Genomic DNA, 25193 nt, shown 5'->3' with positions numbered 1-25193 from the left:
CGGGGCTTATTCGCGCTGGACGGTGAGGTCGTCAGGCGACGCACCGACTTGATCGAGCCAGTCGTCGATCTTCTCGTGGTTCTCCTCGGTAACTGCGTCGGGGGCAGCGTAGAAGCCCTCGTCACGGGCGAACTGCTGGGCGTCGTTAGTGTAGAACCGCGCGAACGAGCCGATGAGGTCCGTTCGCTCTTCGAGACTCGCGATGTTCACGAACGCGAACAGCGGGCGAGCGAGCGGCGAGTACAGCCCCTCCTCGATGTTTTCTTGGGTCGGGAGGTAGAAGTCGCCGTCGACGTCGCTCTCGACCGGAACGGCCTCGATGGGCTGATCGTCTTCGATATCGCGCAGGTACCCGAGACCACCCCAGCCGAAGCCGTGTTCGTTGTCGGCGACTGCGGCCATGATCTCGTTGGTCTGGCTGGTCGCGGAGTAGTCGTCGCGGACGTTGCCGATCTCACCGTTGATCTCGCGAGTGAAGTAATCGAACGTCCCGGACGCACTATCACAGGCGTGTAGTTGCATCTCTTCGTCGGGCCACTCGTCGCGAACGTCGCTCCAGAGGGTGACTTCGTCGGTCGCTTCGAACTCCCAGACGGTCTGGAGTTCCTGGAGCGTAATGTTGTCGACCCAGTCGTTCTCGGAATTCTTGACGACCGAGAGTCCGTCGAGGCCGACCTCGAGGAAACCGTAGTTAACGTCGTTGTCGTCACAGAGATCGACTTCCTCCTCCGTGATCATTCGGCTCGCGCTCTGGACGTCAGAGTTGGCACGACAGAACTCTTGAAAACCGGCACCAGTACCCTCCGGCGCGACGTCTACGAGGACATCCGGAAACTCGTTTTCGAACTGTTCACCGGCCCACGAGGTGATCGGTGCGACTGTGTTCGAACCCGAGGCGTCGATCGTTCCGGAGAGGCCGTCTCCGTCACCACCCATCGCGCTGCAGCCTGCAACCGCGATGATCCCTGCCGAGCCAGCGCCAGCGAGGAACTTCCGTCTCGATGCAACCCCCTTGCTACCATTTGCGGACGTGTTGTCCGTCATCACGTCAAACCTGCCCCGGTTCCTATAAAGAAGATGCTAATACCTATATATCTATTCGAGTATCTCGATAGATCCCTACATATTGGTACGTAGTGTGCCGCAACTGGGCAATTTGGGGGCCTCAGGTATCAGAACGGATATTCTGGCCGATGAGTGAGCGATCACTGTCGTCGATATCTTGGCTCGCGATAGAATCCACCTCACGTTCGAATTCGTGTCGAATACGCTCTTATCGCCGAACGTGTCCGCAGTTATACTGCTCGTCGAAGGCAGTCTGTCTCGTCCAGAATTCCCGACTACATATTCCTACATATTTATACAGAGGCCTATTTCTGAGACAGTATTAGTACGTTCTTCCCCAAACTCCAAACCAAGTCCTTAGGTGCTTCATGAGGCACTAATCGAGCCATTCGCCAATCCTCTATAGATGTGTGGGGATTTATATTCTATCCGCGAAAAGCGCGCCACATGGAGACCCGAAAGGTCCAGGTAACGGGTGGCTCGACGTACACCGTCTCACTCCCCAAGGACTGGGCGACGGAAAACGAGGTAACCAGCGGCGACACCGTCGAAATTTACTCCGAGGACGATACGCTGCTCGTCACGCCTCGGAGCGATACCGAACACCAGGAAGGAACACTCGAGATCTCGACGCTCGAGGACGAGCGACTTACGCGGGCGGTGCTGACGATGTACGTCAGCGGATTCGACGTTATCCGCCTCGAGGCCGGCCGAATCACGACCGAGCAGCGGCGGGCGATCCGCTCTGCGATACAGGGGTTGATCGGCGTCGAGGTTGTCGAGGAGACGACTGACTGCGTCGTCGTCCAGGATCTGCTCGACTCCTCGGAGCTGTCGATCGTCAACGCCGTCACCCGGATGCGGCTGATCGCGACCTCGATGCTCGAGGACGCGATGACGGCGTTAGTCGAGAACGACGACGACGTCGCCTACGACGTGATCGAACGCGACGACGACGTCGACCGGCTCTGGCTGGTCGTCTCACGAATTTTCCGGGCAACGCTCCGATCGCCCGGTGCTGCCGAGGAACTCGGCGTCTCCCGCGAGGACTGTTTCGACTACCACTCGAGTGCACGCCAGCTCGAGCGGGTCGCCGACCACGCGGTCAAGATCAGCAAGCTCGCGCTCAAACTCGAGGACGTTCCCGAGGGCGTCGCGGAGGCACTGCTCGAACTGCACGCGGATACCGCCGACATCATCGAGAAGTCGATGGACGCGCTGTTCGCCGAGGACAGCGACGAGGCGACGGAACTGGGTCACGACGCACTCGAGTCGGTGCTCGAGATCGACGAACACACGCGGCGTATCGACGACATGCTTCGGGACCTCGACTCCGTCCAGGCCCAGTCGCTCGGCCTGATCCTCGATTCGCTCTCCCGGAGCGGTGACTACGGTGGTAACGTTGCCGAGACGGTTCTCCAGAAGGCAGCACCCAGTCCCTGAATCGGCGGCCAGAACGTTTTGAGGGCGGTCGTGGTAGGCAGTACGTATGCCGACCTACGAGCGCAGAACGACCGTTCGCGCACCCCTCGAGGAGGTCTGGGACTTCCACTCGCGGGTATCCGGACTCGAGGCACTGACTCCCGACTGGCTGGACCTGCGGGTCGAAGCCGTGATCGGACCCGACGGCGAAGCCGATCCAGACGTGCTCGAGCCGGGATCGGAAGTCGCACTGTCGATCCGTCCGTTCGGTGTCGGGCCGCGCCAGCACTGGACCTCCGTCATCACGGACCGTAAACGGCAGGACGGAACGGCGTACTTCCGCGACGAGATGGTCTACGGGCCGTTCGATCACTGGATTCACACCCACACCTTCTACGCCGACGGCGACCGAACGATCCTCCGGGATCACGTCGAGTACGACCTCCCGCTTGGGCCGCTGGGTGATGCGGCGTCACCGTTCTCGCCGCTCGGCTTCGAGGCCATGTTCCGCGAACGCCATCGCAGGACGAAAGCCAGATTCGAGTAACACGCAGGCGTCGATTCGCAAGGCGTTTGGGTGTTCGCTCGAGTGTCCAGAGCAACGTGCGCGTCCCCGACCTCGAGACGACCCCGTACGTGGCACTCGCCTTCGCTATCTTCGCGGCGAGTACGAGCGCGATCCTCGTCCGCTGGAGCCACGCTCCTAGCTCGGTGGCGGCGTTCTACCGCGTGCTCTTTACGACGGCGATGGTCGCACCCATCGCCTTTGTCTGGTACCGCGAGGAGTTCGCACGGCTCTCGAGTCGAGACTTCGGATTCGCGGTCCTCGCCGGAGTCGCGCTTGCGGTCCACTTTGCGGCCTGGTTCGAGAGCCTGAACCACACGAGCGTCGCCGCGAGCGTCACGCTGGTCCAGACCCAGCCGATATTCGTCGCACTCGGCGCTGCGCTTGTGCTCGGCGAGCGGGTCTCGGCGGAGACCGTCGCCGGCATCGCCATCGCGATCGTCGGTGCGACGGCGATGTCGTTCGGCGACGCCGGGCAAGCACCCCTGTCGGACGCCACGACGTACGGCAACGCGCTCGCGTTGCTCGGCGCGGTGACCGTCGCGGGCTACGTACTCGCCGGCCGATCGATCCGGCAACGCGTCTCGCTGTTCCCCTACGTCACCGTCGTCTACACGGCCTGTGCGTTGACGCTCGGGCTTCTCGTCGGCACGCAGGGTCACGAGTTCGTCGCCTACCCCGCCCGTGAGTGGCTGCTCTTCCTGGGGATGGCCATCGGTCCCGGCGTCTTCGGCCACACCGTCGTCAACTGGGTGCTGAAACACCTCGAGTCGGTGGTCGTCAGCGTCACCTGGCTCGGCGAACCCGTGGGGGCGACGATCCTCGCGCTGTTCCTGCTCGCGGAGGTACCCGACGCGATCACGGTCGTCGGCGGACTCGTGGTGCTCGCCGGCATCTACGTGACGACGATCGAACGCGAGCGGCGAAAAGGAGTCGAGACCGAAGGCGTCGACCTCGAGGGTGAAGCCGAGGAAACCAGCACTGAGCGTTAGCGGGTCGTCGAACCGTCGACGATCGGTTCGTCGTCCCGGTCCCGTCCGAATGCGTCGGGATCCTCTCGGTCGTCGTCGAGTTCGGACTCGACTTTCTCGATCAGAAGCTCCAGCGCAGACCGATTCGCACCCTCCGGAATGATCACGTCGGCCTCCTTCTTCGTCGGTTCGACGAACTGCTCGTGCATCGGTTTGACCGTCTCGAGGTACTGCGCTATCACGCCCTCCAGGTCGCGTCCGCGGTCGACGACGTCGCGTTCGATCCGGCGCAGGATGCGGACGTCGGCGTCGGTCATCACGTAAATTCGGAGGTCGAGCATATCGAGGATCTCCTCGTCGTACAGCGAGAAGATGCCCTCGAGAACGATCACGTCCGTCGGCTCGACGGTCACGCCGTCGTCCTTGCGGTTGTGGACCTCGAAGTCGTACTGAGGCATCTCGACCGGCTGGCCCAGCAACAGCGTATCGAGTTGCTCCCGCAGCAGTTCCCACTCGAAGGCCGACGGGTGGTCGTAGTTGACCTCCTCGCGCTCCTCGTACTCGAGATGCGAGAGGTCCTCGTAGTAGTTGTCCAGCGGGATGCGCGTGACGGGTTCGCCGACTTCGTCTGCCAGCGTCCGTGCGACCGTGGTCTTGCCGGCCCCCGTTCCCCCAGCGATCCCGATGACGAACGACGGGATAGTCATCACTCGAGGCTGGGTGCCGTCCGTAATCAATTCCCTGATACGGATCGAGCAGACGCTGGCTTCTTTACGATCCGCCCGGCAGAACCGGTATGCACGTCGTCGTCAACGCCGCCGCGAGCGCGGACGGGAAACTCTCCTCGAGACGCCGCGAACAGATCGCGATCAGTGGCGAGGCCGACTTCGACCGGGTCGACCGGCTCCGCGCAGACAGCGACGCCGTCGTCGTCGGCGTCGGCACCGTCCTCGCGGACGATCCGAGTCTCACCGTCAAGGACGCCGACCGAAGAGAACGGCGACTCGAGGACGGCGAACCCGCAAATCCCGCTCGAGTCGTCGTCGACTCGAAGGCCCGAACGCCACTCGACGCCGAAATCGCCGACGACGCGGCGAGGACCTACGTCTGCGTGAGCGAGGCCGCGCCGGTCGACCGACGGATGGAACTGGCCGACCGGCCAGACACCGAACTCGTGACCGCAGGCGAGGATCGGGTCGACCTCCTGCGGGCGTTCGCGGCGCTGCAGGCGGAAGGCCTCGAGCAGATCATGGTCGAGGGCGGCGGCGAACTCATTTTCTCGCTGTTCGAGGTCGGTCTGGTCGACGAGCTACGCGTTTTCGTCGGTCCAAAGGTAATCGGCGGCCGCGACGCGCCGACGCTGGCCGACGGCGAGGGATTCGTCGAGGAGTTCCCGACGCTCGCACTCGAGAGTGTCGATCGGATCGACGACGGCGTCCTGTTGACCTGGACGGCGGACGGCGGGGAGTGACACGACGAGTGAACGACCGTACAAATCGATTTGTATAGTTAGACAATACTGACCGTATGGGCTCCCGACTCGACGAATACAGCGTGGCGTCTCTCGTCAGTGGCCTCCTTCTCGTCACGGTCACGCTGGTAATTCAGTATCGTCTCTTCATGCCGCTTGGATATTCGCCACTTTCGGGAGTAGGAGTACTGTGGAAACTCGCAGGGGCGTTTGCTCTGGGAGCGGTTCCAGTGTACTGTATACTCCGGGCTCGGCTCGTCACACCGCTCATCTGTACCGTCGGACTCTACTCCTACGCCGCCCTGCATTCGTACTCGAGCATACTCGATGCCTACGAGGTAGGCGCCGCGCTGAGTGCAACGCCGATGATTTTCGATCTCTACCTCTGGGGCTGGTTTCTCCCGCTTTTCGGTGCTCTTCTCATCGGTGGGGTCGAATATCTGCTCCAGTTGGCACTCGGGTTTCGACACCTCGAACCCGATACTGGACCCGAGTAGTTTCACCGTCAGTCGGTCGTGAACCCGTCACATCTTTCCTCTCGTGGCCCGTTCAGTCACGTATGGAACGTGCTACGTTCGGCGGCGGCTGTTTCTGGTGTGTCGAAGCGGCCTTCGAAGAACTCGAGGGCGTCGAATCTGTCACCTCCGGATACGCAGGCGGCCACGCCGAGGACCCAACGTACGAGGAAGTCTGTACCGGAAAAACGGGTCACACCGAGGTCGTCCAGCTCGAGTACGACCCCGACGTCGTGGTCTACGAGGACCTACTCGAGGTCTTCTTCACGATTCACGACCCGACGACGAAAGACCGCGAGGGGCCGGACGTCGGCTCGCAGTACCGGTCTGCGATCTACGCCCACGACGACGAGCAACTCGAGACGGCCCGGGCGTTCGCCGACGAGCTCGAGGCCGAAGGGCTGTACGAGGGGATCGTGACAGAGATCGAGCCGCTCGAGACCTTCTACGAGGCCGAAGAGTACCACCAGAACTATTTCGAAAAGAACCCGAACGACGCTTACTGTACGATGCACGCGGCGCCGAAAGTCGAGAAGGTCCGCGAGAAGTTCGCGGAGAAGGCAGTCACCAACGACTGAGCGACCGGAATCGGGCGTCGAAGTGGTCGACTGTAGCGCGATTGTATCCAACTCTCGGGGTCCTTCTGCGTCCAGGCAGAGGAAGACGTCGATCTTTCGAGCGTGAGCCGACAGGATCTATCCCCTACCGGGAGTCCACCTCCGACGGGTCGTCACGGGCGGCCGACCGGTCGGCATCGCCGTTGCGATCGAAGTCCCGGGAGTCGAGGTCGATCTTCGCTCGCCCGCTCGTTTCGTCGAAGACGACGTGGGTGTGCGGATACGCGATTTCGACGTCGGCATTCTCGAAGGCGTCCCACGCAGTTCGTTGGACGTCCGATCGAATCGCGGCTGGCAGGTACGGCTCTTCGACCCAGAACTTGAGCACGACGCGGATACCGTGGTCGGCGAACTCGTCGACCAGTGCTTTGGGGTCGGCTGGAAATCGCGACCGACCGACACGGATCGTCGACTCGTCGGTGATGACGCCGTCGACCGATCGTGCGGCCTCCTCCAGAAGTCTGCAGGCCTCGTCGAGGTCGCTTTCGTACGTTATATCGACGGTGATCGTCGCCCGAATTCGTTCGCCGTCCGCCGAGAGGTTACGGATGTCCCGTTCGCGCATCGACTCGTTCGGGATGACCAGAAACGAGTTCTCGAGCGTCGAGACTTTCGTGTAGCCGAGTGTGATCTCCTCGACGTAGCCGCGTTCTTCGCGTTCGACGAGTTCGATCATGTCTCCCACCTCGTACGGCCGGTTGTAGACGATGAACAGGCCGCTGATGTAGCTTCGCCCGACGGGAGCGAGAATCGCGCCCAGGATCAACGAGAGGACCGTAAACGAGAGAAGCACGTTCTGAGGACGGAATCCGAGCAGTCCAGCGAAGGGGACGAACGCGTAGAATACGACGGCGATACGGAACGCCACGAGCAACAGGTTCGTCGTCGACGTTCTGAGGCGATCCTCGAGTCGCGGCCGAATTCGATTGGTGACGAACTTCGAACCGTACCACGCGACGATCACTATCAGCGTCGCCAACACCCACGGGTTACTGAGAACCGCGACGAGGTCGGAAAACGTCACGGGAGTGAGCGCGGTCGTGAGATCGAAGACGAAGATACTCCCGCTACTCACAGCTAACGATGTCAGTGACATCATCCGGACTTTTGCTACCAGTCGAAAAAGCGTCGGCGTGGCAATAGCTGGGGTCGCCTTCGTGTCTCGAAGCTCTCAACTCTCGAGGTCGACGCTCGGCTCCCCGAGCCGAATCCCCATCGGTGGCGGCCCGGGTGTCTCGTGACCGCGAGCGTAACCCAGGTAGAGGGCGCTGTTGACGATCCCGACGTGGCTGAACGCCTGCGGGTAGTTCCCGAGGTGGCTGCCGGTTTCGGGGTCGAGTTCCTCCGCGAGCAAGCCCAGCGGGCTCAGGTACTCGAGCAGCGTCTCGAATCGCGACTGCGCGTCGTCGACGCGGCCCGAGAGCGCGAGCGCGTCGATCAGCCAGCACGAACAGAGCACGAACGCACCCTCTTCGCCCGGAAGTCCGTCGTCGCCGTCGTACCGCAGAACGAAGATCTCGTCCTCGAGCAGCCGATCCTCGATCGCGGCGATCGTCCCTTGGACGCGCTCGTCGTCGAACGGGAGGAAGCCGACGATCGGGAGCAACAGCCCCGTCGCGTCGACCGCGTCCGTCCCGTAAGCCTGGACGAACGCCCCGAGGTCCTCGTCGTACCCGTGCTCGAGTACGTCCTCGCGGATCGTCTCGCGGGTCTCACGCCACGCCTCGAGCGGGGCGTCGTGGCCGCCGTCGGTCGCGATGGCGAGGCCGCGATCGAGAGCGACCCAGCACAGGACCTTCGAGTGGACGAAGTGCCGGTCGCCGCCGCGGACTTCCCAGATACCGGCGTCCGGTTCGTCCCAGATCTCGCGGACGTAGTCGACGATATCCCGGATTCGCGTCCACTCGTCGTCGGACAGTCCTCGGCCGTGCTGGCGCATCTCGTCGACGGCCAGCAGAAGTTCGCCGTAGACGTCGTGCTGGCGCTGCTGGGCAGCCCCGTTTCCGATGCGGACGGGACTGGAGCCGCGATACCCCTCGAGGTGGTCGAGTTCGCGCTCCTCGAGGTCGGACTCGCCGTGGAGGCCGTACAGCGGCTGGATCGCCGCGGGGTCGTCGGCCTGACAGAGGTCCATGAACCAGTCGAAGTAGTCCCGTCCCTCGTCGGCGGTTCCGAGGTTCATCAGCGCCTGGACCGTGAACCCTGTGTCGCGCAGCCAGTTGAACCGGTAGTCCCAGTTCCGGACGCCGCCGACGTCCTCGGGGAGCGACGCCGTCGGTGCGGCCGCGATCGCACCCGATTCGGCGTGCGTAAGCAGTTTGAGCACCAGTTGCGAGCGAACGACGGAGTCGTGCCACGGCCCCTCGAAGGCACAGTCGTCGTCCGCGTCGCAGTCGTGGACCCAGTCGGTCCAGTACGCGATCGTCTCCTCGAGCGCGGCTTCCGGGTCGGTGTTCGCGTCCTCGGCGCCCGTACACCGAAGCAGGAACCACGCTTCCTCTCCGGCCTGGAGCGAGAGGTCGCCGGTGATACGGCCGTCCTCGATTTCGAGGTCGATCGGGGACTCTAGCAGCGTTCGTTCGTCACCACCCTCGGCGAGGACGCCGTCGTCGACCGATTCGATGGTCGCGTCCGCACGGCCGTAGTCGAACTGTGGCTCGAGTTCGACCGCGAAGTCGACCGTTCCATCAGCACAGCCGACCTTGCGGTAGAGGACCTTCTTCGGGTGGTCCACCCGACTCGCCGGCGGCAGGAAGTCCGTCACTGTCGCCGTTCCCTCGTCGGTACGGAAGGTCGTCTCGAGGACGTTCGTGTCGCCGACGTACCGGCGTTCCGACTCGAACCCGTCGGTCGGGGTGATCCGGAACCGGCCGCCGCGGTCGGCGTCGAGGATCGCCGCGAGGATCGTCGGGGACTCGAGGTGGGGAAACGGGAACCAGTCGATCGAGCCGTCCGGCGCGACGAGCGCACAGGTCTCGAGGTTGCCGACGACGCCGTAGGCCTCGATGGGCGGGTACTCCTCGGCCTCAGTCATCGCGACCACCTACCGCGTACGGCGAGCCCGAACGCGTCGGGCGCCGAAGTGACGCACATACCGCTCGTACGGAAGCCACCAGCAAAAAAGCGGACCATGCACCCGGAACAACGGCGGAATGTCCGGGTTCAGGACGTCGAGGACCGATCCGCTCACTCTTCTGCTTCGATCGGGCTGGTCTGTGGCGCGTTTCGAAGCCGATCGACGACGTCGTCAGTCTGTGCCGTCTCGTGGGCCAGCATTTCGGCGTTCGTCTTTGCCGCCTCGAGGAAGTCTTCGCCCGGTGCCGCAGTCGCGTCGGTGACGGCGACGACCTTGAATCCGTTCTCGATGGCGTCACGGATGTGGGATTCGACACAGAGGTTCGCGAACATCCCCGCGATGACGATCGTGTCGATTCCGCGTTTCGTGAACTGGGCCTGGATGTCGTTCGCCCAGAAGCCGCTGAGGTGTTTGTGCGACGAGAGCACGAACGTGTTGTCGTCGGGCTCGAGTTCGGGGATGATGTTGCTCCCCTCTCCGTCGACGTGATACATCTCGGCGTCGAACATCTTCTGGTCGATCCCGTTCAGCTCTTCCCAGCTTTCGAACTCGTCGTCGTCGTAGTAGTGCGGCGAGTAGAACACCGGGACGTCGCCCTCGCGGGCGGCGTCCTGCAGGCGCTCGAGTTTCGAGACGACGTCGTGTTCCTCGACGAGGTCGCCGACCTGGTCCCACATGACGCCCTCGGGTTTGAGCGCGTCGACCTGGGGGTCGGTGAACAGAACGGCCGTGTTTCGTGGATCGATCGTGATGTCTCCCATACGACCGGTCGTCCGCCCGTCGCGCGGATAAGCCCTCGTCGACTGTGGGACGCTCGCACACACTCGCTGAATTCTGGACGACAGTCGTTCTTACCGATCACGCGAGCAAACCGTCGACCACGGCCGGACACTGCGGCTGAAAGCCTTTAACGGAGAGCCAGTGTACCACGCCCGATGGGAACACCTAACGCAGAGGTCGCGGTGTACCGTTGTGGTTCGTGTGGCGACTACGCACTGGGAACGGACGAGTCTACCTGTTGTGACGTCGAGCCGATCGCTGCCGACGACACCGTGCCGATCGACTCGCCGGACGAGGCGGAGGTCATGGGGACCGTGTTCGACGTCTCCGAAACGGAACTCGAGATCTGTCGGCAGATGATGGCGATGGAGGAGGCGACGATTCGAGAACTCACAGAGGCAGTCGATCGCGACCGCAGCGTCGTCACCCGGCACCTCGACCACCTCGTCGAACTCGGCGTCGTCGAGAAGCAGTCACGGGTCCGCTCCAGTGGCGGGCGCGTCAACGTGTACACCCACCGGCCGGTCGACGCCGTTCGCCGGCAGTTCAAACTCGGCCTGGTGACCTGGACGAACGAGGCTCTCGACCTCGTCGACGATCTGAGCGCGGAGAAGGCCGAGCGCCTGGTCGATAGTACCGCTCGCGGATCCGAACGGATCGCTGTCGAAGACGACGAGTAACGACGGGCCGTGCGGCCACGCAGTTGCCACACCAACGACTTTCGACCTCGACGGTGGAGCGCGGCCCATGGACTGGGAGACGTGGTCCGACAAACAGGACGAAACGACGGTGACCGTCGACGGCCACGACCTCGAGGTCGCCTACTACGACGAGGGGTCGGGGGAGCCGGTCGTGTTCTGTCACGGCATTCCGACGTCGTCGTTTCTCTGGCGTCACGCCGCGCCCGAACTGGCCGACGACTACCGCGTGATCGCGCCCGACATGGTCGGTTACGGCAACTCGGCGATGTACGACGGGTTCGACCGCTCGATTCGCGCCCAGGAGGCGATGATCGACGACCTGCTCGAGGGACTGGGACTCGAGTCCGTCTCGTTCGTCGGTCACGACCTCGGTGGCGGCGTCGGCCTCCGGTACGCGGTCCACCAGCCAGACGCCGTCTCGAAACTGGTGCTCTCGAACGCGGTCTGTTACGACTCGTGGCCGATCCAGCGGATCGTCGACCTCGGACTGCCCGATACCATCGAGGACACGACCGTCGACGAACTCCAGGAGATGCTCCGCGGAATCTACGAGGGGACCCTGTACGCCGACGATCCCGCCGAAGAGTTCGTCGAGGGGATGGTCGGTCAGTGGGCCTCCGAAGAAGCCAAGACCTCGCTCTCGCGGAACGCCATCGGGACGAACACCTCCCACACCACCGAGATCGATCACACCGCAGTCGAGGCCGAGACGCTCGTGCTGTGGGGTGCGGAAGACGAGTTTCAGCCGATCGAGTACGCCGAACGACTCGAGGAGGACGTCGACGACGCCGAACTCGTCGGCCTCGAGGCCAACCACTGGGTGCCCGAGGACCGGCCCGAGGAGTACCTCGAGCACCTGGAGGAGTTCCTGGCGTCCTGACGCGAGTCGGTTGCGTCGATCCTGCGAGAGTCTCGATCAGCGGCCGTCGGGCGCGTACGCCGCGAGATCCCGGTCGGCGTCGCCCGGATCGACGTCCAGCCCCTGCATCAGCGCGCTGGCGGACAAAAGCGTACAGATCGCGACGAACAGTTCCACGATATCGCTGTCGTCGAAACCGACCTCGCGAAGCGAGCGCAGGTGTTCCCCCGTCACGCCCGAGGGATCGCGGGCGAGCTGTTCCGCGACGGTCGCGACGGCTCGCTCGCGGTCGGTGAATCCCTCGAACTCGCCGACGACGAGTCGCTCGAACTCCGCCATCGAGTAGCCGTGTTCCTCGACGAGCCACTCGCCGTGGTTGGCGATACAGTACGGACAGTCGTCGACGGCCGCGGCGACGACGAACGCGATTTCCTTCTCGGCGCCGCTGATGTCCTCGCCGTCTGTCATCACGCCGCGGTAGTACCGGTCCCAGGCCGCGAGCGTGTCCGGATCGTGCAACAACACCTTCCGGAACAGGGAGACGTAGCCGAAGTGCTCCCGCCACGGGTCGATCAACCGCTCGCGCTGACTCGCCTCGAGGTCGTCCGGATCGCGGTATGGGACGTGTGTCATCTCCCGGCGGAAGGTCCAGTCGGAACAAAAGAGTGTTGCTCTCGACTGTACTACGCCGACCGCAGGTTCCCACCGAGCACCTTCGCAGCGACGAGTACGGGGTCCCACGTCGTGTTGAAAGGCGGTGCGTACGCGAGGTCGTAGTTCTCGAGGTCGAAGACGGTCGCGTCCTCTTCGAGTGCCCCGACGATCGCGTGGCTGCGGTGAACCGCACCTTCGCCGTACTCGCTGACGAGGCTCGCGCCCAGCACCCGGCCGGTGTCGCGGTCGGCGGTCAGCGTGACCGTCACGTCGCCACCCTCGGGATAGTACCCAGCCCGCGATTTCGCGGTGATCGTCTCGGCGACGGGATCGAACCCGGCCGCTCGACCCTCCTCGAGGTCGAGCAGTCCGGTTCGTGCGGCCTCGACGTCGAACGCTTTGACGGCGGCCGTTCCCGCGACGCCGCCGCCTTCGGTCGGCGTTCCCCCGACGGTTTGCCCGACCGCACGACCGTGGCGGTTGGCGGTGAGTGCCAGCGGTGCGTAGGTCGGTTCTCCGGTAACGACGTGGAACGCCTCGGCACAGTCGCCGGCCGCGTAGACGTCGGGAACGTTCGTCTCCCGATAGGCGTCGGTCGCGATCGCACCGGTCGACCCGAGTTCGATCCCGGCATCCTCCGCGAGAGCGGTTCGGGGTCGGACGCCCGTTCCGAGCAACACCATCTCCACAGGAATCCGGGCGGTCGGGGTGACGACCGCCTCGACGATGTCATCTCCGGCGATTTTCTGGACTTCGGCGCCGAGCCGTACGTCGACACTCTGCTCCTCGAGGTGGGTCACCACGCGGTCGCTCGTCGCCTCGCTAAACCCTTTCAGCAGCCGGTCACCCCGCTGGAACAGCGTCACCTCGAAGTCGTTCGCGGCCAGCGCCTCGGCCATCTCGATCCCGACGTACCCGCCGCCGACGACCGCGACGGGGCCGGCACAGTCCTCGAGATAGCGACAGGCCGGCCCGCGGTCCGGTTGCTGGAAGGACTCGCCGGTGCGGGCGCGAGCGACGTACTCCCTGAGTTCTTTTCCGTCGCTCATCGAGCCGAGCGTGTAGACGCCCTCGCGGTCGGTGCCCTCGATCGGCGGGACGACGGCCTCGGCTCCGGTCGCGAGCAGCAGGTGATCGTACGGCTGGACGACCTCGCCCGACGGACTCTCGGCAGTGACCGTCCGTTCGTCGGGGTCGATCGCGACGACCTCGTGGCCGGTCCGCAGATCGATCCCTCGTTCCTCGCGGAACTCCTCGGGCGTCACCGAGACGAGGGACTCGAGCGACTGGATCTCGCCTTTGACGTAGTAGGGAAGCCCGCAGGCCCCATAGGAAACCCACTCGCCTTTCTCGAAGACGACCACCTCGAGGTCGGGGTCGTCGCGTTTCGCTTTGCTCGCTGCGGACATACCCGCTGCGTCACCGCCGACGATCACGAACGTCTCGGTCATGGCCGTCCGTTCACTGTCCGAACCCGTAAATCGGGAGTCTCACGAGCGAAGATACTCACCATATCGAGACAACGGATTTATTTCCATCTGGCTCTTTCGTTTGAGGGGTTATGAACGACATCAGGACGGGACTCAGCTACGGTGACGTGCTGCTGGTTCCGCAACGATCGCCCGTCGATAGTCGTAGCGACGTCGATCTCTCGACGAACCTCACGCCGAATATCGAACTCGAGACGCCACTGGTCTCGGCCGCGATGGACACGGTCACGGAGGCCGATCTCGCGATTGCGCTCGCGGAAGCCGGCGGCATCGGAACGATCCACCGGTTCCTGACCGTCGAAGACCAGGCAGCCGAGGTCGAAGCCGTCGCAGACGCCGGGCAACCAGTCACTGCCGCAGTCGGCATCAACGAGAACTACTGTGACCGGACGGCGGCCCTGCTCGAGGCCGGCGCGTCGGCGATCGTCGTCGACGTCGCCCACGGACACATGGAACGAACGCTTGAGGCGACCGAGGAACTTCGCTCGACGTTCCCCGACGTCGACCTGATCGTGGGGAACGTAGCGACGCCCGAGGGCGTCGAAGATCTCGCCGAGGCCGGTGCAGACTGCGTCAAGGTCGGCGTCGGACCGGGCTCTCACTGTACGACCCGGAAAGTCGCGGGGGCCGGCGTACCACAGTTGACGGCCGTCGACGACTGTGCCGACGTCGCCCGGAAACTCGACGTCACTGTCGTCGCCGACGGCGGAATCCGGACCTCCGGCGACGCGGTGAAGGCGCTGATGGCCGGCGCGGACACGGTGATGCTCGGGAGTCTCTTCGCCGGCACCGAGGAAGCGCCGAGCGAGATCGTCGAAGTCGACGGCGTTCGGTACAAGCGATCCCGCGGCATGGCGACGACCGCGGCGGCGAACGAACGAAACGACAAGAGCGAGAACGTCCGCGCCGACGAGGGCGTCGAGGGGCTGACGCCGTACAAGGGACCCGTCGAAGACGTCGCCTCGGAGTTCTGTGCCGGCATCAAGTCTGGGCTCTCCTACTGCGGCGGCCACACGATTCCGGACGCGCGAGCGACGGCGGAGTTCATCCGCGTCGCGGCGAGCGCCAGGGAACGGGAGGGAGCCCACACCGACGACGAGTGGGAGACGGTCAGCGTCGACAGCATGGATACCGCGACGGCGGACGACTAACGACTCTTTTCGACGACGTTCACACGTTCACCGCGTTCGACGTCGGGACGCGTCGGTACCGTTCGCGAGGAACCAGTACGACCGAGGATAACTAGATTATATTACTACCTAATACGTAGGTTCGGTCGATGGCGTTCAGCGATCAACTCCTCGAGGACGGCGAATCGATCTGGGACGCACAGAAGCGACACCCCTTCGTTCGGGAACTCGCAGCAGGGACCTTGGACGAGGAGGCGTTCCTGACCTGGGTCCGCCAGGATTACCGGTACCTGCTGGACTACGCTCGAGTCTTCGCTATCGGCGGCGCGAAGGCCCGCGACGAGGAGACGATGACGCACCTGCTAGGCGTCGCCCACGAAATATTGGACTTCGAGATGGACCTCCACCGCGAGTTCGCCGCCGACTACGGGATCGAACCTACGGAACTCGAGACCGTCCAGAAGTCGCCGACTTGCGTCGCCTACACGAACTACCTCGTGCGGACCGCTCACGAGGGTTCGCTCGCCGAAATCGCAGCGGCGATCTACCCCTGCGGACAGGGCTACCTCGACATCGCCGAGCACATGGCGGAAAACCTTGAAACGGCGGACAACCCCTACGTCCCGTTCGTCGAGAAGTACACCAGCGACGAGTTCCGCGAGGCCGTCGACTGGATGCGCGCGTTCGTCGACCGCTGTGGCGAACGCCACCCCGGCGAACACGAAGCCATGCGCGAGGCGTTCCTGACGAGTGCCCGACTCGAGCACCAGTTCTGGGAGATGGCGTACACGCAGGAAGGGTGGGAGACGACGGCAATCGAGGAGTAACGGGAACGTCCCCGTCGTCTCACCCGTACCGAGCGAAAGAACGGGCTCTATTGAAACACTCAGAAGCGGATAGTGAATACAGAGGATGAGTGCAGCACGACGACTACATCTGTTTCACCCCGAGGTCGGTGAACCATCTACTCACGACACGTGCTTACTGAACACCGTATGTTATTTATTCCAACAGTTGGTTGACTACGCGCATGGTCGCCGAACTGATTATTAGCGTCGTTGTCGGCTTTGGTGTCCTCTTCCTTGCGTCGTACCTTGGGACAACATTCGCCTTGCGGTCGTTTTTCGGCCCCGACTATGTCGACCCCGTCTTGAAAAATTTCACGCTGGATAACGACGATAGGGAAACTGACTCCGGCCGAGGCAATCGGTAAGTCCAGTTGCTGTACTGACCAACCACGACCCTCGCAGATCGTCACTCGCCTCGTCGAACGTTCACACCCTCTAGTCAGCACGCCTCCTGAGCCCATCACCGATTGTGGATTTCAATAGACCCGAAAATCGGGCGTTCAGAACGGAGGGACGAACGAATCTGTCGAACGGGCTGTAGCGCCGCTCAGTCGTGGCCCGACACTGGAACCGGCTCGTACGGCTCCTCGAGATAGGCCACGTCAGAAGCCGACAGCGAAATCTCGAGCGCTTCGACGGCCTGTTCCAGGTGTTCGACGCTCGTCGTGCCGATGATCGGCGCGTCGACCCACTCCTTGTCCAGCAGCCAGGCCAGCGCGATCTGGGCCATCGTCACACCGTTGTCGGCGGCGAGTTCGGCGACGCGCTCGTTGATCTCCCGGCCCCCGCCCTCGCGGTAGGGGTGTTCGTACATGTTCTCTTCGGCCTCGCCCCGTTCCGTCGCGTCGATCTCCTCGTGCGGACGGGTGAGATAGCCTCTGGCGAGCGGCGACCACGGCATGACGCCGATATTTTCCTTCTCGCAGAGAGGCAGCATCTCGCGTTCTTCCTCGCGATAGACCAGGTTGTAGTGGTTTTGCATCGTGACGAACCGCTCGAGGCCCAGTTCGTCGCTCGTGTACAGCGACTCGGCGAACTGGTGAGCCCACATCGACGACGCGCCGATATAGCGGACGTGTCCGCGTCGAACGGCATCATTCAGCGTTTTCAGCGTCGTCTCGATTGGTGTGTCGTAATCCCAGCGGTGGATCTGGTATAGGTCGACCGTGTCCATCCCCAGTCGTTTGCGGCTGGCCTCGAGTTCCTGCTCTACGGCCTTTCGGGAGAGTCCACCCGAGTTGGGGTCGTCTTCGCGCATCTGGAAGTAGCCTTTCGTCGCGACGACCGACTCCTCGCGGTGGCCCTCGAGGGCTTCGCCGAGGATGCGTTCGGACTCGCCTTTCGAGTACATGTTCGCCGTATCGAAGAAGTTGATCCCGAGGTCGATCGCTCGCTCGATGATCTCCTTGCTCTCCTCGTCCTCGAGCACCCACTCGCGCCAGTCGCTCGAGCCAAAGCTCATGCAACCGAGGCAGAGTCGACTGACCTCCATACCGGTGTTTCCGAGGGTCGTATACTCCATGTCCCGCTGTAGGAGGACGGGGCTCAAAACAGTACGTGGCCCGGCAATCCCATCGCGACAGCGGGCGGAGAACGCTGCAGGATGTCGATTTTCGATGGGGTCGGTATTCGTCGGAGACGTCGAACGGCAGCAGCAAATTGTTCGATAGAGACTTTCTCACCGGATACTATTGGCCTGATTTAAAAATTCAGAAGGGCCGTCATTTTTTAGACGGGTGAATTACTATTTCCAGTTGCCTATGACGGACGAACACGACGACAACGACGACAGTCAGAGCGACGACAATGGTATCGTTTCCCGAATCAAGAGCGTTTTCAGCCGCGACTAAGCGGTCTTCGACCGTCGGCACGTTTCTTTAGTAGATCAATCTGGCCAGCGATCCGAACAGCGGTAGCCCGATCGCGGCCGCGAGAGCAACGTAGACGATCGGCGTCGTTCCGGCGACGACGACCGCCGACCCGCCGAGCGTCAGCGCGAAGACGGCGAGAACGATCACGCCGAAGCCGACGCCACCCAGCAACGCTCGAGGGAGCGTCGGCGAGACGAGCCCGACGAGTGCCCCGCCGAGGACGAGTCCGATCCAGTGGAGCCACGAGAAGACGAGACCGACAATCACTGCTCCGGCGACTGCGACCGCGTGTGCTCGCGGTTCGGTCCGTGCTCGCTCGAGAGCGTACTCGAGCCGATCCCTGGGTTCGACGTCGGCCTCGGAGTCGTCACCGGCTCCGTCCTCTACCTCTACGACCTGTTCTACGGCCCCCTCTTCCGTCGTTTCCACCCGATTATCTACCGTCATTCGGCCCCCTCCGATTGCTCAAAGGAGACGTCGACGTCTCCTTCGATCGTTCGATCCATCGGTTTCTGTTCTCCCTCGAGCCACATCTCGAACTGGTCGCCGTAGTGGTCCGAGAAGTAGTCTCCCGAGTTGCCGCCGGGGAGGATCGCCTGTGCCTCGCCGCCGGGTTCGACGACCATCCGCCAGCTCGCGCCGACCGCGGAGTCGACGCGGTAGTTCTTGACCGTCGCCTCCGAGCCGTCGGCCGGCCGCTTCTCGTAGTCGAGAAACGGCGCTTCGACGCCGAAGGGGTGCTCGATCGGAGCCGTCGTGTTCCAGTCGCCGTAGGTTTCCCAGCCCTCTGCGTCGATCTCCTCGAGCGCCGTCTCGAGCGCGGCGACCATCCGTTCGTCCCGCGAGTCGTCGAACCAGTCGCTATCCTCGGGAAGCGTCGCGAGCACCCAGTCGTTCGGGTAGTAGGAGTCGTCCAGGTCGGCCTCCTCGAACTCGGGTTCGAAGACTTCCCGGCGGTAGTGCTCGAGCCAGCGGGCGAACAGTAGTGCGGGGTACGAGTCCCGATCCATGTGGTACTCCCACTCCGCGAGCGTCTCGGCGGCGTCGTCGAGGACATCCGAAATCGTCCCGTAGTTCTCGACAGCTTCGACGAGGTCTGGCACTAGCTGGGTCGCTCGGCCGTCGTACGTGTCGTTTTGCAGTTCGCGGTGGAACTCGAGGTCGGTCGACTCGCCGTTCTCGAGTCGGTCGTCGAGCCGATCGTAGATCCGCCCGCCGCGGTACGGCGTCGCGTAGTCGACCCCGACGTAGTAGGTGGGGTCGTCCGTCACGCGCTGGTTTGCGGTCGCGAGCACGTCGGGATCGATCGCGTGAGGTTTCGACGCGAACGGGACGAACCCTGCACCCTCTTCGTCCCACGACGACTCGCCGAAGGGCGTGAAACCGGTCCACTCGCCTTCGCCTTCGGAGCCGTCGAAGATCTGGTTGCCCGTGACGACCTCGCCGTCGATCGTTCGGACGGGGAGTTTTCCGGTGACGAAGTACATCGTCCGGCCGTCCGCGTCGGCGTAGACGAGGTTCTGGGTCGGCAGGTCGAACCGCCGCGTCGCCTCGAGAACCTCCTCCAGCCCCCCGCTGCGTTCGAACTCGTAGATCGCTTCCGTCGTCCGCGTCGCGGTGTGGCCGGTCCAGGCGACGCCGACCGTCTGTCCCTCGCGCTCGAGGACGGGGCCGTGGACGGTCTTCTTGATCGTGAACGTTCGATCCTCGCCGTCGGCGACGGGAATCGTCCGTTCTTCGGTCTCGAACTCGCGCCACTCGTCGCCGTAGCGATACTCGTCGGCGTCGGTACTCGAGAGGTGGTGATCGTCACTGTTCTCGTCTCCGTCGTCGCTCGAGCCCTCGTTCGACTCCCGCAGGTCGTACTCGTAACAGTCCAGCACGTCCGCGCCGACGTTGGTGAACGACCACGTCCCCGTCTCGTTCGCGCCGGTGATGATGAACGGGACGCCCGGAAACGTCGCACCTCGGACCGACGTCTCGGGCGTCTCGACGTGCTGTTCGTACCACAGCGGCGGCGTCATCAGCGTGAGGTGGGGATCGTAGGCGACGATGGGTGAACCGCTCTCGGTGTGCTCGCCGGCGACGACCCAGCTATTCGAGCCGACGCCCGTCGGGGACTCGAACCGCGAGAGCCAACTCGTCAGCTCCCGGCCGACGGCATCGTTCTCGAGAGTACTGAACGGCGAGTCGTTTCCGTCGTTGCCGTTCCCGTTTTCGTCGTTCTCTTCGACTGTCTCCCGGAGGATCGGCACGTCGTGGTCCATCCGCTCGGGATACAGCTCCTCGAGGACGTCCTCGCCCAGTCGGTCGGCGATCACCGCACGCCGAAGCTCGCTGAAACTTCCCGTCAGGTCCCAGGAGATCTGTTTTTCCATCAGCATCGAGTCGACCGGCGTCCACTCGCGGGGCTCGTAGTCGAGCAGTTCGAACTCGAGCGGGAGCTGTTCTCGCTCCATCGCCGCGTTGACGCCGTCCGCGTAGGCCTCGACCAGCGGCCCCGCAGGTGTGTCGGCGACGTGCTCCCAGGTCGCTTCCGCGGCACCGGCGAAGTCCATCGCGACGTGGAACTCGTCGTCCTCGAGGGTCGCCTCGCCGACGAGTTCGGAGACCTGTCCGCGCATGACTCGACGCTGCAGGTCGAGCTGGAAGAGCCGGTCGTAGGCCTGGACGTAGCCGACGACGAAGTACGCCGCCTCCTCGTCGTCGCCCTCGATCGTCGGGACGCCGTAGTCGTCGTACCGGACGGTGGCGTCGCCGTACGGGTTCTCCACCGACTCCGAGAGTTCTCTGTCCGCGGCGTTCCAGGCGCGGCCCGACAGCGGCGCGAACGAATCGAGCAGTTCCCCGGCACCGCTCACGGTGAGCCCGCCGATTCCGGCGGCGAGGGCTCCCGCGAGGAGGCCACGCCGTGTGGTCTCGCGTTTCACGGTTATTGGTACGTCCCGCCGAATCCACATAACTGTCATGTCCATCGGAACTCCCTAGGATCGAGTAAGGGAGTCCTACAGTTCCGCCGGATCGACCCGCCCCACGGTCGCTCTGACGGCGAAAACAGCGACGACCCCGAGCAGACAGTAGAGGCCGACCAGCAGCCAGCTCGTCGCCGTCGCACTTCCCAGTGCGAACTTCGCCACCGTATTCGCCGGATGTTCGGGAAGCACCGTCGCGACCACGAGCGCGCCGACGATCGCCACCGAGTACAGCAGCTGTGCCTGCCGTCTGTCGGGGGCGACGAGCGCGACGACCGTCCCGACGCCGACGACAAGCAACGATAGCGCCGCGACCAGAGCGATTAGCACGCCCGGCCGGGCGACGGTCGTCCCGTTGACCGCGAGCAGGGCGAGCCAGGCGACCGCCTGGACGGGCGCGATCGCGGCCGTCGCGACGAGTTTCGCGTCGACGATATCGGTAAGCGACAGCGGCGTCACGCGGAGCAACTCGAGCGTTCCGCGCTCGCGTTCCTCGGACAGCGAGTCGACGACGATCGAGCCGCTGATGAACGCCGGCAGGAACAGCAACAGCGGCACCAGGATCGTGTAGGTGAAGTCGACGTACGGACTCGCGTCGACCTCCGCCGGCACCGAAATCGGCGCCGAGTCGAGACGATCGACGTTGCCGACGCGTTCGGCGTGTTCGACCGCCTCGAGGGTGTCCCGAAGCTGGACGACCAGCAGCGTGGTCTCGATCCCTTCCTCGGGCGCGGTCACGTCGACCACGAGTTGGTCGTGGTCGGTTCTGGCCGTCTCGAGGACGGCCGCCACGTCACCCCCGTCGAAGGCAGCGTGGGCGGCGTCGGGATCGTCGTAGTAGACCGTCGACAGACCGTCGCGCTGGGTCGCCGCGGCCTCGAGTGCCTCGCGGTCGTCGCCGGTGACCGCGACGTCGATCTCGTAGCCGCCGAGTCCGTCGGGGTCGTACATGGAGACGAAGCCGACGACCAGAAACGAGGAGAAGGCCGCGATAAACAGCTGGATGGCGATCGCGAGGATGATCGTCTTCTCCGACCGAAGCGACTGGAGTTCGCGGCGGGCGACGGCCCAGCGGGGGCCGAACCGCGACGCTCGCCCGCTTTCCTCCGTCGGTTTCGGCGGGTTCGGGCCTCGTGGCTCTCGCTCGTCGGCGTCGAACGACAGCTCTCGAGACGAATCACGCTCACGCGACAAGGAGGATCACCCCGATGTTGTAGCCGGCATGGACGACTGTCGCGGCGGTAACTGCGATCACGTAGCTGGTTCGACCACGCGTCGCGCCGACAGCGGAGACGGTCGCCGTCACCGCGTGGAGAACGAGCGGCGCGAGCAGGATGCCGGCGTAGACGAGCGGGCCGCCTGCAGCGTCTGCGCCCGCGATTTCGGGGCCGAACGCCGCGATCGCGCTGTCGAACTCGTGGAGACCGACCAGCTGGACGATCTGGGTCACTTTCTCCGCGAGGAAGAACGCGGCTCCCGAAAGCACCCCGAGGACGACGGCCATGCCGACCGTCGACTCGAGTCGGCTCCGACTGAACCCGGCGTAGACGTGGATGCTCTTGGCCAGTTCCTCGACGGCCGCCGCGAAGAGGACGATGATCGGAATCGCTATCGTCGCTGGTGCGGCGAACAGTAATGCGATCGCGAGCAACTGTGCGGCGAAGACGAAGGGGACGAAGACGACCGTGAGGGCGGGAATGCTCCGTTTGCCCTTGACTCGAGTCGCGATCGCGTCGATCGCCTTCGTCGGCACGGGCTTCTGGGCGAACATATCCTCTTCGCGGTAGGTCCCGAGACCGAGCAGGAAGAAGACGCCTGCGGTGAGATAGGCGGGGCCGGTCGAGACCAGGTACGCGGCGAGCGTCGGACTCTCGCCCTGGAGGTCCATCACGACGAGCGTCAGCGGCGAAATCAGCGCGATCGGCGTTACGTCGGTAAAGATCGCCGGAATGAACGCGTAGGTCGTCAGGACGACGCTGATCGTAACGGTGACGAAGGTCAGTTCCTTGAACGAGCGGGCGAACATCGCGCCCGCGAACGTAGCCGCGAGAAACAGCAACGCGATGGGAACGGTCGCCGCTACCGAAAGCACGCCGCCGCGGATCGCGACCGTAATCGCGACGACGATACCGACGAGTCCGATCAGGTACGGCAGGGTCTTGCCCGCGACGATTTCACGGCTCGAGGCCGGCGAGACCAGCAGGAGTTCGCCCCGCCGCTTGATTCGCTCGTCCATGATCGTGCTCCCGTAGGCCTGGATGACGAAGTTCATCGGTACGATAAACAGGAACGCGAGGATGAGCGACTGGAAGGGAAACGGCGGCGAGAGCGTACTCGGCGATCCATAGCCCGCCTCGTCGTCCAGATCGTCGAACTCGGGGATCTCGGTAGTGGTCTGTTCGTCAGTGCCGTCGGCATCGCTCCGGAGGTCGATGCCATCGTCCGATTCGGTCTCGTCGTCTCCGGCTGATTCGCCGTCCCCAGACGTGCCGTCGTCCGGAGCTGCCGTTTCGTCGTCCGGAGACGTCTCACCGTCTACCGACGTAACCCGGTCGGTCTCCGTCTCGTCGTCTCGAGTCGGCCCGTCCGTCCCTTCGCCGGGCGGTGCGATCGCCCCTTCGTAGCTCCGGTCCTCGTAGTCGATCGAGACCCGTACCGGATAGGCGGCCGCCTCGTCGTTCTCCTGGGCCATCAGGCCCTCGTTGTAGCGTTCGACGGCGTTGCGGAACGCATCGTAGGCGGCCGGTCCGTTCTCCCCGACGTGGCCGATTTCCCCGCGCTCGATCACGAGGTCGACGCCCGGATCGTCGACGTAGTAGACGCCCTCAAGTCCGCCCTCGGGGGCCGGAACTGTCCGGAACCGATCGCTCGCGACTGCGACGTCGTGGTAGGGATCGGTTTCGTCGACGCCGACGACGTAAATCTCGTCCTCGAGACCGAGTCCCTCGTCGGCGACCGAGAGGCCGACGACGCCGACCGCGATCAGCATCGCGACCACCACGAAGACGGTCTTCCGGTCGACGGTACCGGTGCTACGCGAGATCTCCCAGCGAGCGACGCGGCCGGTTCTCGCGAGAGAGTCGAGAAGACTGCGGATGGTTCTCGAGACGGTCTCGCCGCTCGCCTCCCGGTCGGAGCCGTCGGTATCGCCGTCGTCGCTCACGTATCGACCACCTGTTCGCGCGTCTCGCCGTCGGGATCCTGGCTGTCCTGCCGTCGTTCGGCGTCTTCCTCCTTGCCGCTTGCCACCTCGAGGAAGATCTCTTCGAGGCTCGGCGACTTCGTCTGGATGTCGGTAAGTGTCCCTCCGCTTTCCTCGACGGCCTCGCGGATCGTCTCGACCGCGTCCATGTCCTCGACGACGTGACGGACCTCGTCGTCGACGGGTTCGCTCGGGACGTCCTCGAGGGCGTCGCTCGCGTCGACCGTGGCGTAGACGTGATACTCGGTGCCGCCGTGGTCGTCGCGAATCTCCTCGACGCTGCCGCGAGCGACGATCCGACCGTCGTTCATGATAACGACCCGGTCGCAGACGCTTTCGACGTGAAAGAGGTTGTGCGCGCTGAAGACGATCGTTTTTCCTTCCTCGCTCAACTCCTCGGTGAACTCGATGACGTGGTTGGTCGTCAGCGGATCGAGTCCGGATGCGGGTTCGTCGAAGATCAGTACCTCGGGGTCGTTGATCAGAGCGCGAGCGATTGCGACCTTCCGTTTCATCCCCTTCGACATGTTCCCGATCTGGCGGTCGCGGTGCTCCAGGTCCAGTCGATCAAGCGAGGACTCGATGCGTTCGCTGGCGACGTCTTCCGGTACGTCGTAGAGGTCGGCGAAGAACTCGAGATAGTCGGTCGCAGTCATCTCCTCGTACAGCGGGGACTCCTCGGGGAGGAAGCCGAGTTTTCGCTGCATCGCTCGTTCGCCGGGGGTGTGGCCGGCGACGACGGCCGCGCCGTCGGTCGGTTCGACGAGTCCGGCGAGCATCTTCAGCGTCGTCGTCTTGCCCGCACCGTTGGGGCCGACGACGCCGAACACCTCGCCGCGGTCGATCGAGAAGCTACTGCCCTCGACCGCGGTGAAGCCACCGTACTCTTTTCGGAGGTCGTCCACTTCGAGTATCGCCATTCGTTGGCTCGATGGAGGAACCCACCCCAGTAAAGTCTAGTGCCCAGTGACAGTCCCGTGAGAC

23 protein-coding genes are annotated in these 25193 nt (G+C 64.0%); 10 read left to right on the top strand and 13 right to left on the bottom strand.

Annotated elements, in window-relative coordinates; translation table 11 throughout:
• Positions 1–6 precede the first annotated feature (6 nt).
• Positions 7–1044 carry a PstS family phosphate ABC transporter substrate-binding protein gene (locus BLR35_RS09385; protein WP_090380875.1) on the bottom strand — a complete coding sequence of 346 codons (1038 nt, stop codon included), beginning with the start codon at positions 1042–1044 and terminating at the stop codon, positions 7–9.
• Between the two features lie 468 nt (positions 1045–1512).
• Here BLR35_RS09385 and BLR35_RS09380 point away from each other — a divergent pair, with 468 nt between their 5' ends.
• Genes BLR35_RS09380 through BLR35_RS09370 form a run of 3 tightly spaced genes read left to right on the top strand, consistent with a single transcriptional unit; the run spans position 1513 to position 4044 of the window.
• Complete coding sequence (locus BLR35_RS09380; protein ID WP_090380866.1) at positions 1513–2508, top strand: phosphate uptake regulator PhoU; 996 nt, start codon at positions 1513–1515, stop codon at positions 2506–2508.
• Positions 2509–2554: 46 nt separating this feature from the next.
• On the top strand, positions 2555–3034 hold the full coding sequence (locus tag BLR35_RS09375) for an SRPBCC family protein (protein ID WP_090380863.1): 480 nt from the start codon (positions 2555–2557) through the stop codon (positions 3032–3034).
• A gap of 56 nt (positions 3035–3090) precedes the next feature.
• Positions 3091–4044: a DMT family transporter gene (locus BLR35_RS09370; protein ID WP_090380860.1), complete on the top strand. Its 954-nt coding sequence runs from the start codon at positions 3091–3093 to the stop codon at positions 4042–4044.
• Here the strand turns inward: BLR35_RS09370 and udk are convergent.
• Positions 4041–4730: a uridine kinase gene (gene udk / locus BLR35_RS09365; protein WP_090380857.1), complete on the bottom strand. Its 690-nt coding sequence runs from the start codon at positions 4728–4730 to the stop codon at positions 4041–4043. The two genes, BLR35_RS09370 and udk, sit on opposite strands and share 4 nt — an antisense overlap.
• 89 nt (positions 4731–4819) lie before the next feature.
• Between udk and BLR35_RS09360 the strand changes: the two genes are divergently transcribed.
• The 3 genes from BLR35_RS09360 to msrA all read left to right on the top strand — a co-directional run bounded on the left by BLR35_RS09360 (position 4820) and on the right by msrA (position 6587).
• Positions 4820–5494: a 2,5-diamino-6-(ribosylamino)-4(3H)-pyrimidinone 5'-phosphate reductase gene (locus tag BLR35_RS09360; protein ID WP_090380854.1), complete on the top strand. Its 675-nt coding sequence runs from the start codon at positions 4820–4822 to the stop codon at positions 5492–5494.
• A 56-nt stretch (positions 5495–5550) separates the two neighbouring features.
• Positions 5551–5991, top strand: a complete 441-nt coding sequence (locus tag BLR35_RS09355) for a hypothetical protein (protein WP_090380851.1) — start codon at positions 5551–5553, stop codon at positions 5989–5991.
• Between the two features lie 62 nt (positions 5992–6053).
• Complete coding sequence (msrA, locus tag BLR35_RS09350; RefSeq protein WP_090380849.1) at positions 6054–6587, top strand: peptide-methionine (S)-S-oxide reductase MsrA; 534 nt, start codon at positions 6054–6056, stop codon at positions 6585–6587.
• 124 nt (positions 6588–6711) lie between these two features.
• Here the strand turns inward: msrA and BLR35_RS09345 are convergent, their stop codons facing one another.
• The 3 genes from BLR35_RS09345 to BLR35_RS09335 form a co-directional block, all read right to left on the bottom strand.
• Positions 6712–7722, bottom strand: a complete 1011-nt coding sequence (locus tag BLR35_RS09345; protein ID WP_090382902.1) for a mechanosensitive ion channel family protein — start codon at positions 7720–7722, stop codon at positions 6712–6714.
• A gap of 75 nt (positions 7723–7797) precedes the next feature.
• Entirely contained in the window at positions 7798–9660 is a 1863-nt protein-coding gene (locus BLR35_RS09340) for a glycoside hydrolase family 15 protein (RefSeq protein ID WP_090382899.1), read from the bottom strand.
• A gap of 152 nt (positions 9661–9812) precedes the next feature.
• Positions 9813–10463, bottom strand: coding sequence for a cysteine hydrolase family protein (locus BLR35_RS09335; protein ID WP_090380846.1), 651 nt, complete (start codon positions 10461–10463; stop codon positions 9813–9815).
• Between the two features lie 174 nt (positions 10464–10637).
• Here BLR35_RS09335 and BLR35_RS09330 point away from each other — a divergent pair, with 174 nt between their 5' ends.
• Both BLR35_RS09330 and BLR35_RS09325 read left to right on the top strand, forming a co-directional pair.
• Positions 10638–11162, top strand: a complete 525-nt coding sequence (locus BLR35_RS09330; RefSeq protein WP_090380843.1) for an HVO_A0114 family putative DNA-binding protein — start codon at positions 10638–10640, stop codon at positions 11160–11162.
• 67 nt (positions 11163–11229) lie between these two features.
• Entirely contained in the window at positions 11230–12063 is an 834-nt protein-coding gene (locus tag BLR35_RS09325) for an alpha/beta fold hydrolase (protein ID WP_090380840.1), read from the top strand.
• A 36-nt stretch (positions 12064–12099) separates the two neighbouring features.
• Here the strand turns inward: BLR35_RS09325 and BLR35_RS09320 are convergent, their stop codons facing one another.
• A complete protein-coding gene (locus BLR35_RS09320; RefSeq protein WP_090380837.1) occupies positions 12100–12675 on the bottom strand; it encodes a peroxidase-related enzyme in 576 nt (191 codons plus the stop codon).
• A gap of 50 nt (positions 12676–12725) precedes the next feature.
• The gene (locus BLR35_RS09315; protein WP_090380834.1) at positions 12726–14147 is read right to left on the bottom strand and encodes an FAD-dependent oxidoreductase; all 1422 of its coding nucleotides are present in this window, start codon (positions 14145–14147) and stop codon (positions 12726–12728) included.
• A 110-nt stretch (positions 14148–14257) separates the two neighbouring features.
• On the opposite strand from BLR35_RS09315, the gene BLR35_RS09310 reads away from it, so the two are divergent.
• Positions 14258–15337: a guanosine monophosphate reductase gene (locus BLR35_RS09310; RefSeq protein ID WP_090380832.1), complete on the top strand. Its 1080-nt coding sequence runs from the start codon at positions 14258–14260 to the stop codon at positions 15335–15337.
• 128 nt (positions 15338–15465) lie between these two features.
• A complete protein-coding gene (tenA, locus tag BLR35_RS09305; RefSeq protein WP_090380830.1) occupies positions 15466–16143 on the top strand; it encodes a thiaminase II in 678 nt (225 codons plus the stop codon).
• A gap of 568 nt (positions 16144–16711) precedes the next feature.
• Here the strand turns inward: tenA and BLR35_RS09295 are convergent.
• From BLR35_RS09295 to BLR35_RS09270, 6 genes are all read right to left on the bottom strand, one after another.
• Positions 16712–17686 (bottom strand): aldo/keto reductase, encoded by a 975-nt coding sequence (locus BLR35_RS09295; protein ID WP_090380824.1) that lies wholly within the window; start codon positions 17684–17686, stop codon positions 16712–16714.
• A 355-nt stretch (positions 17687–18041) separates the two neighbouring features.
• Positions 18042–18482 (bottom strand): hypothetical protein, encoded by a 441-nt coding sequence (locus BLR35_RS09290; RefSeq protein WP_090380821.1) that lies wholly within the window; start codon positions 18480–18482, stop codon positions 18042–18044.
• Positions 18479–20995: a penicillin acylase family protein gene (locus BLR35_RS09285; RefSeq protein ID WP_394328366.1), complete on the bottom strand. Its 2517-nt coding sequence runs from the start codon at positions 20993–20995 to the stop codon at positions 18479–18481. The genes BLR35_RS09290 and BLR35_RS09285 overlap by 4 nt, the downstream gene beginning before the upstream one ends.
• 45 nt (positions 20996–21040) lie before the next feature.
• Entirely contained in the window at positions 21041–22201 is a 1161-nt protein-coding gene (locus tag BLR35_RS09280) for an ABC transporter permease (RefSeq protein ID WP_090380817.1), read from the bottom strand.
• Positions 22191–24170, bottom strand: a complete 1980-nt coding sequence (locus tag BLR35_RS09275; RefSeq protein WP_394328361.1) for a PrsW family intramembrane metalloprotease — start codon at positions 24168–24170, stop codon at positions 22191–22193. Before BLR35_RS09275 ends, BLR35_RS09280 begins: the two co-directional genes overlap by 11 nt.
• The gene (locus tag BLR35_RS09270; protein ID WP_090380814.1) at positions 24167–25129 is read right to left on the bottom strand and encodes an ABC transporter ATP-binding protein; all 963 of its coding nucleotides are present in this window, start codon (positions 25127–25129) and stop codon (positions 24167–24169) included. Before BLR35_RS09270 ends, BLR35_RS09275 begins: the two co-directional genes overlap by 4 nt.
• Positions 25130–25193: the final 64 nt, after the last annotated feature.

The sequence above is a fragment of the Natronobacterium texcoconense genome, assembly GCF_900104065.1.
GTDB classification, from domain to species: Archaea; Halobacteriota; Halobacteria; order Halobacteriales; family Natrialbaceae; genus Natronobacterium; species Natronobacterium texcoconense.
This window is presented reverse-complemented; position numbering and strand designations above follow the sequence as displayed.

Excerpts from the sequence above, each read along its gene's own strand:
- BLR35_RS09385 (WP_090380875.1), bottom strand. The coding sequence starts at position 1,044 with ATGACGGACAACACGTCCGCAAATGGTAGCAAGGGGGTTGCATCGAGA.
- BLR35_RS09380 (WP_090380866.1), top strand. The coding sequence starts at position 1,513 with ATGGAGACCCGAAAGGTCCAGGTAACGGGTGGCTCGACGTACACCGTC.
- BLR35_RS09375 (WP_090380863.1), top strand. The coding sequence starts at position 2,555 with ATGCCGACCTACGAGCGCAGAACGACCGTTCGCGCACCCCTCGAGGAG.
- udk (WP_090380857.1), bottom strand. The coding sequence starts at position 4,730 with ATGACTATCCCGTCGTTCGTCATCGGGATCGCTGGGGGAACGGGGGCC.
- BLR35_RS09360 (WP_090380854.1), top strand. The coding sequence starts at position 4,820 with ATGCACGTCGTCGTCAACGCCGCCGCGAGCGCGGACGGGAAACTCTCC.
- BLR35_RS09355 (WP_090380851.1), top strand. The coding sequence starts at position 5,551 with ATGGGCTCCCGACTCGACGAATACAGCGTGGCGTCTCTCGTCAGTGGC.
- msrA (WP_090380849.1), top strand. The coding sequence starts at position 6,054 with ATGGAACGTGCTACGTTCGGCGGCGGCTGTTTCTGGTGTGTCGAAGCG.
- BLR35_RS09345 (WP_090382902.1), bottom strand. The coding sequence starts at position 7,722 with ATGTCACTGACATCGTTAGCTGTGAGTAGCGGGAGTATCTTCGTCTTC.
- BLR35_RS09340 (WP_090382899.1), bottom strand. The coding sequence starts at position 9,660 with ATGACTGAGGCCGAGGAGTACCCGCCCATCGAGGCCTACGGCGTCGTC.
- BLR35_RS09335 (WP_090380846.1), bottom strand. The coding sequence starts at position 10,463 with ATGGGAGACATCACGATCGATCCACGAAACACGGCCGTTCTGTTCACC.
- BLR35_RS09330 (WP_090380843.1), top strand. The coding sequence starts at position 10,638 with ATGGGAACACCTAACGCAGAGGTCGCGGTGTACCGTTGTGGTTCGTGT.
- BLR35_RS09325 (WP_090380840.1), top strand. The coding sequence starts at position 11,230 with ATGGACTGGGAGACGTGGTCCGACAAACAGGACGAAACGACGGTGACC.
- BLR35_RS09320 (WP_090380837.1), bottom strand. The coding sequence starts at position 12,675 with ATGACACACGTCCCATACCGCGATCCGGACGACCTCGAGGCGAGTCAG.
- BLR35_RS09315 (WP_090380834.1), bottom strand. The coding sequence starts at position 14,147 with ATGACCGAGACGTTCGTGATCGTCGGCGGTGACGCAGCGGGTATGTCC.
- BLR35_RS09310 (WP_090380832.1), top strand. The coding sequence starts at position 14,258 with ATGAACGACATCAGGACGGGACTCAGCTACGGTGACGTGCTGCTGGTT.
- tenA (WP_090380830.1), top strand. The coding sequence starts at position 15,466 with ATGGCGTTCAGCGATCAACTCCTCGAGGACGGCGAATCGATCTGGGAC.
- BLR35_RS09295 (WP_090380824.1), bottom strand. The coding sequence starts at position 17,686 with ATGGAGTATACGACCCTCGGAAACACCGGTATGGAGGTCAGTCGACTC.
- BLR35_RS09290 (WP_090380821.1), bottom strand. The coding sequence starts at position 18,482 with ATGACGGTAGATAATCGGGTGGAAACGACGGAAGAGGGGGCCGTAGAA.
- BLR35_RS09285 (WP_394328366.1), bottom strand. The coding sequence starts at position 20,995 with ATGTGGATTCGGCGGGACGTACCAATAACCGTGAAACGCGAGACCACA.
- BLR35_RS09270 (WP_090380814.1), bottom strand. The coding sequence starts at position 25,129 with ATGGCGATACTCGAAGTGGACGACCTCCGAAAAGAGTACGGTGGCTTC.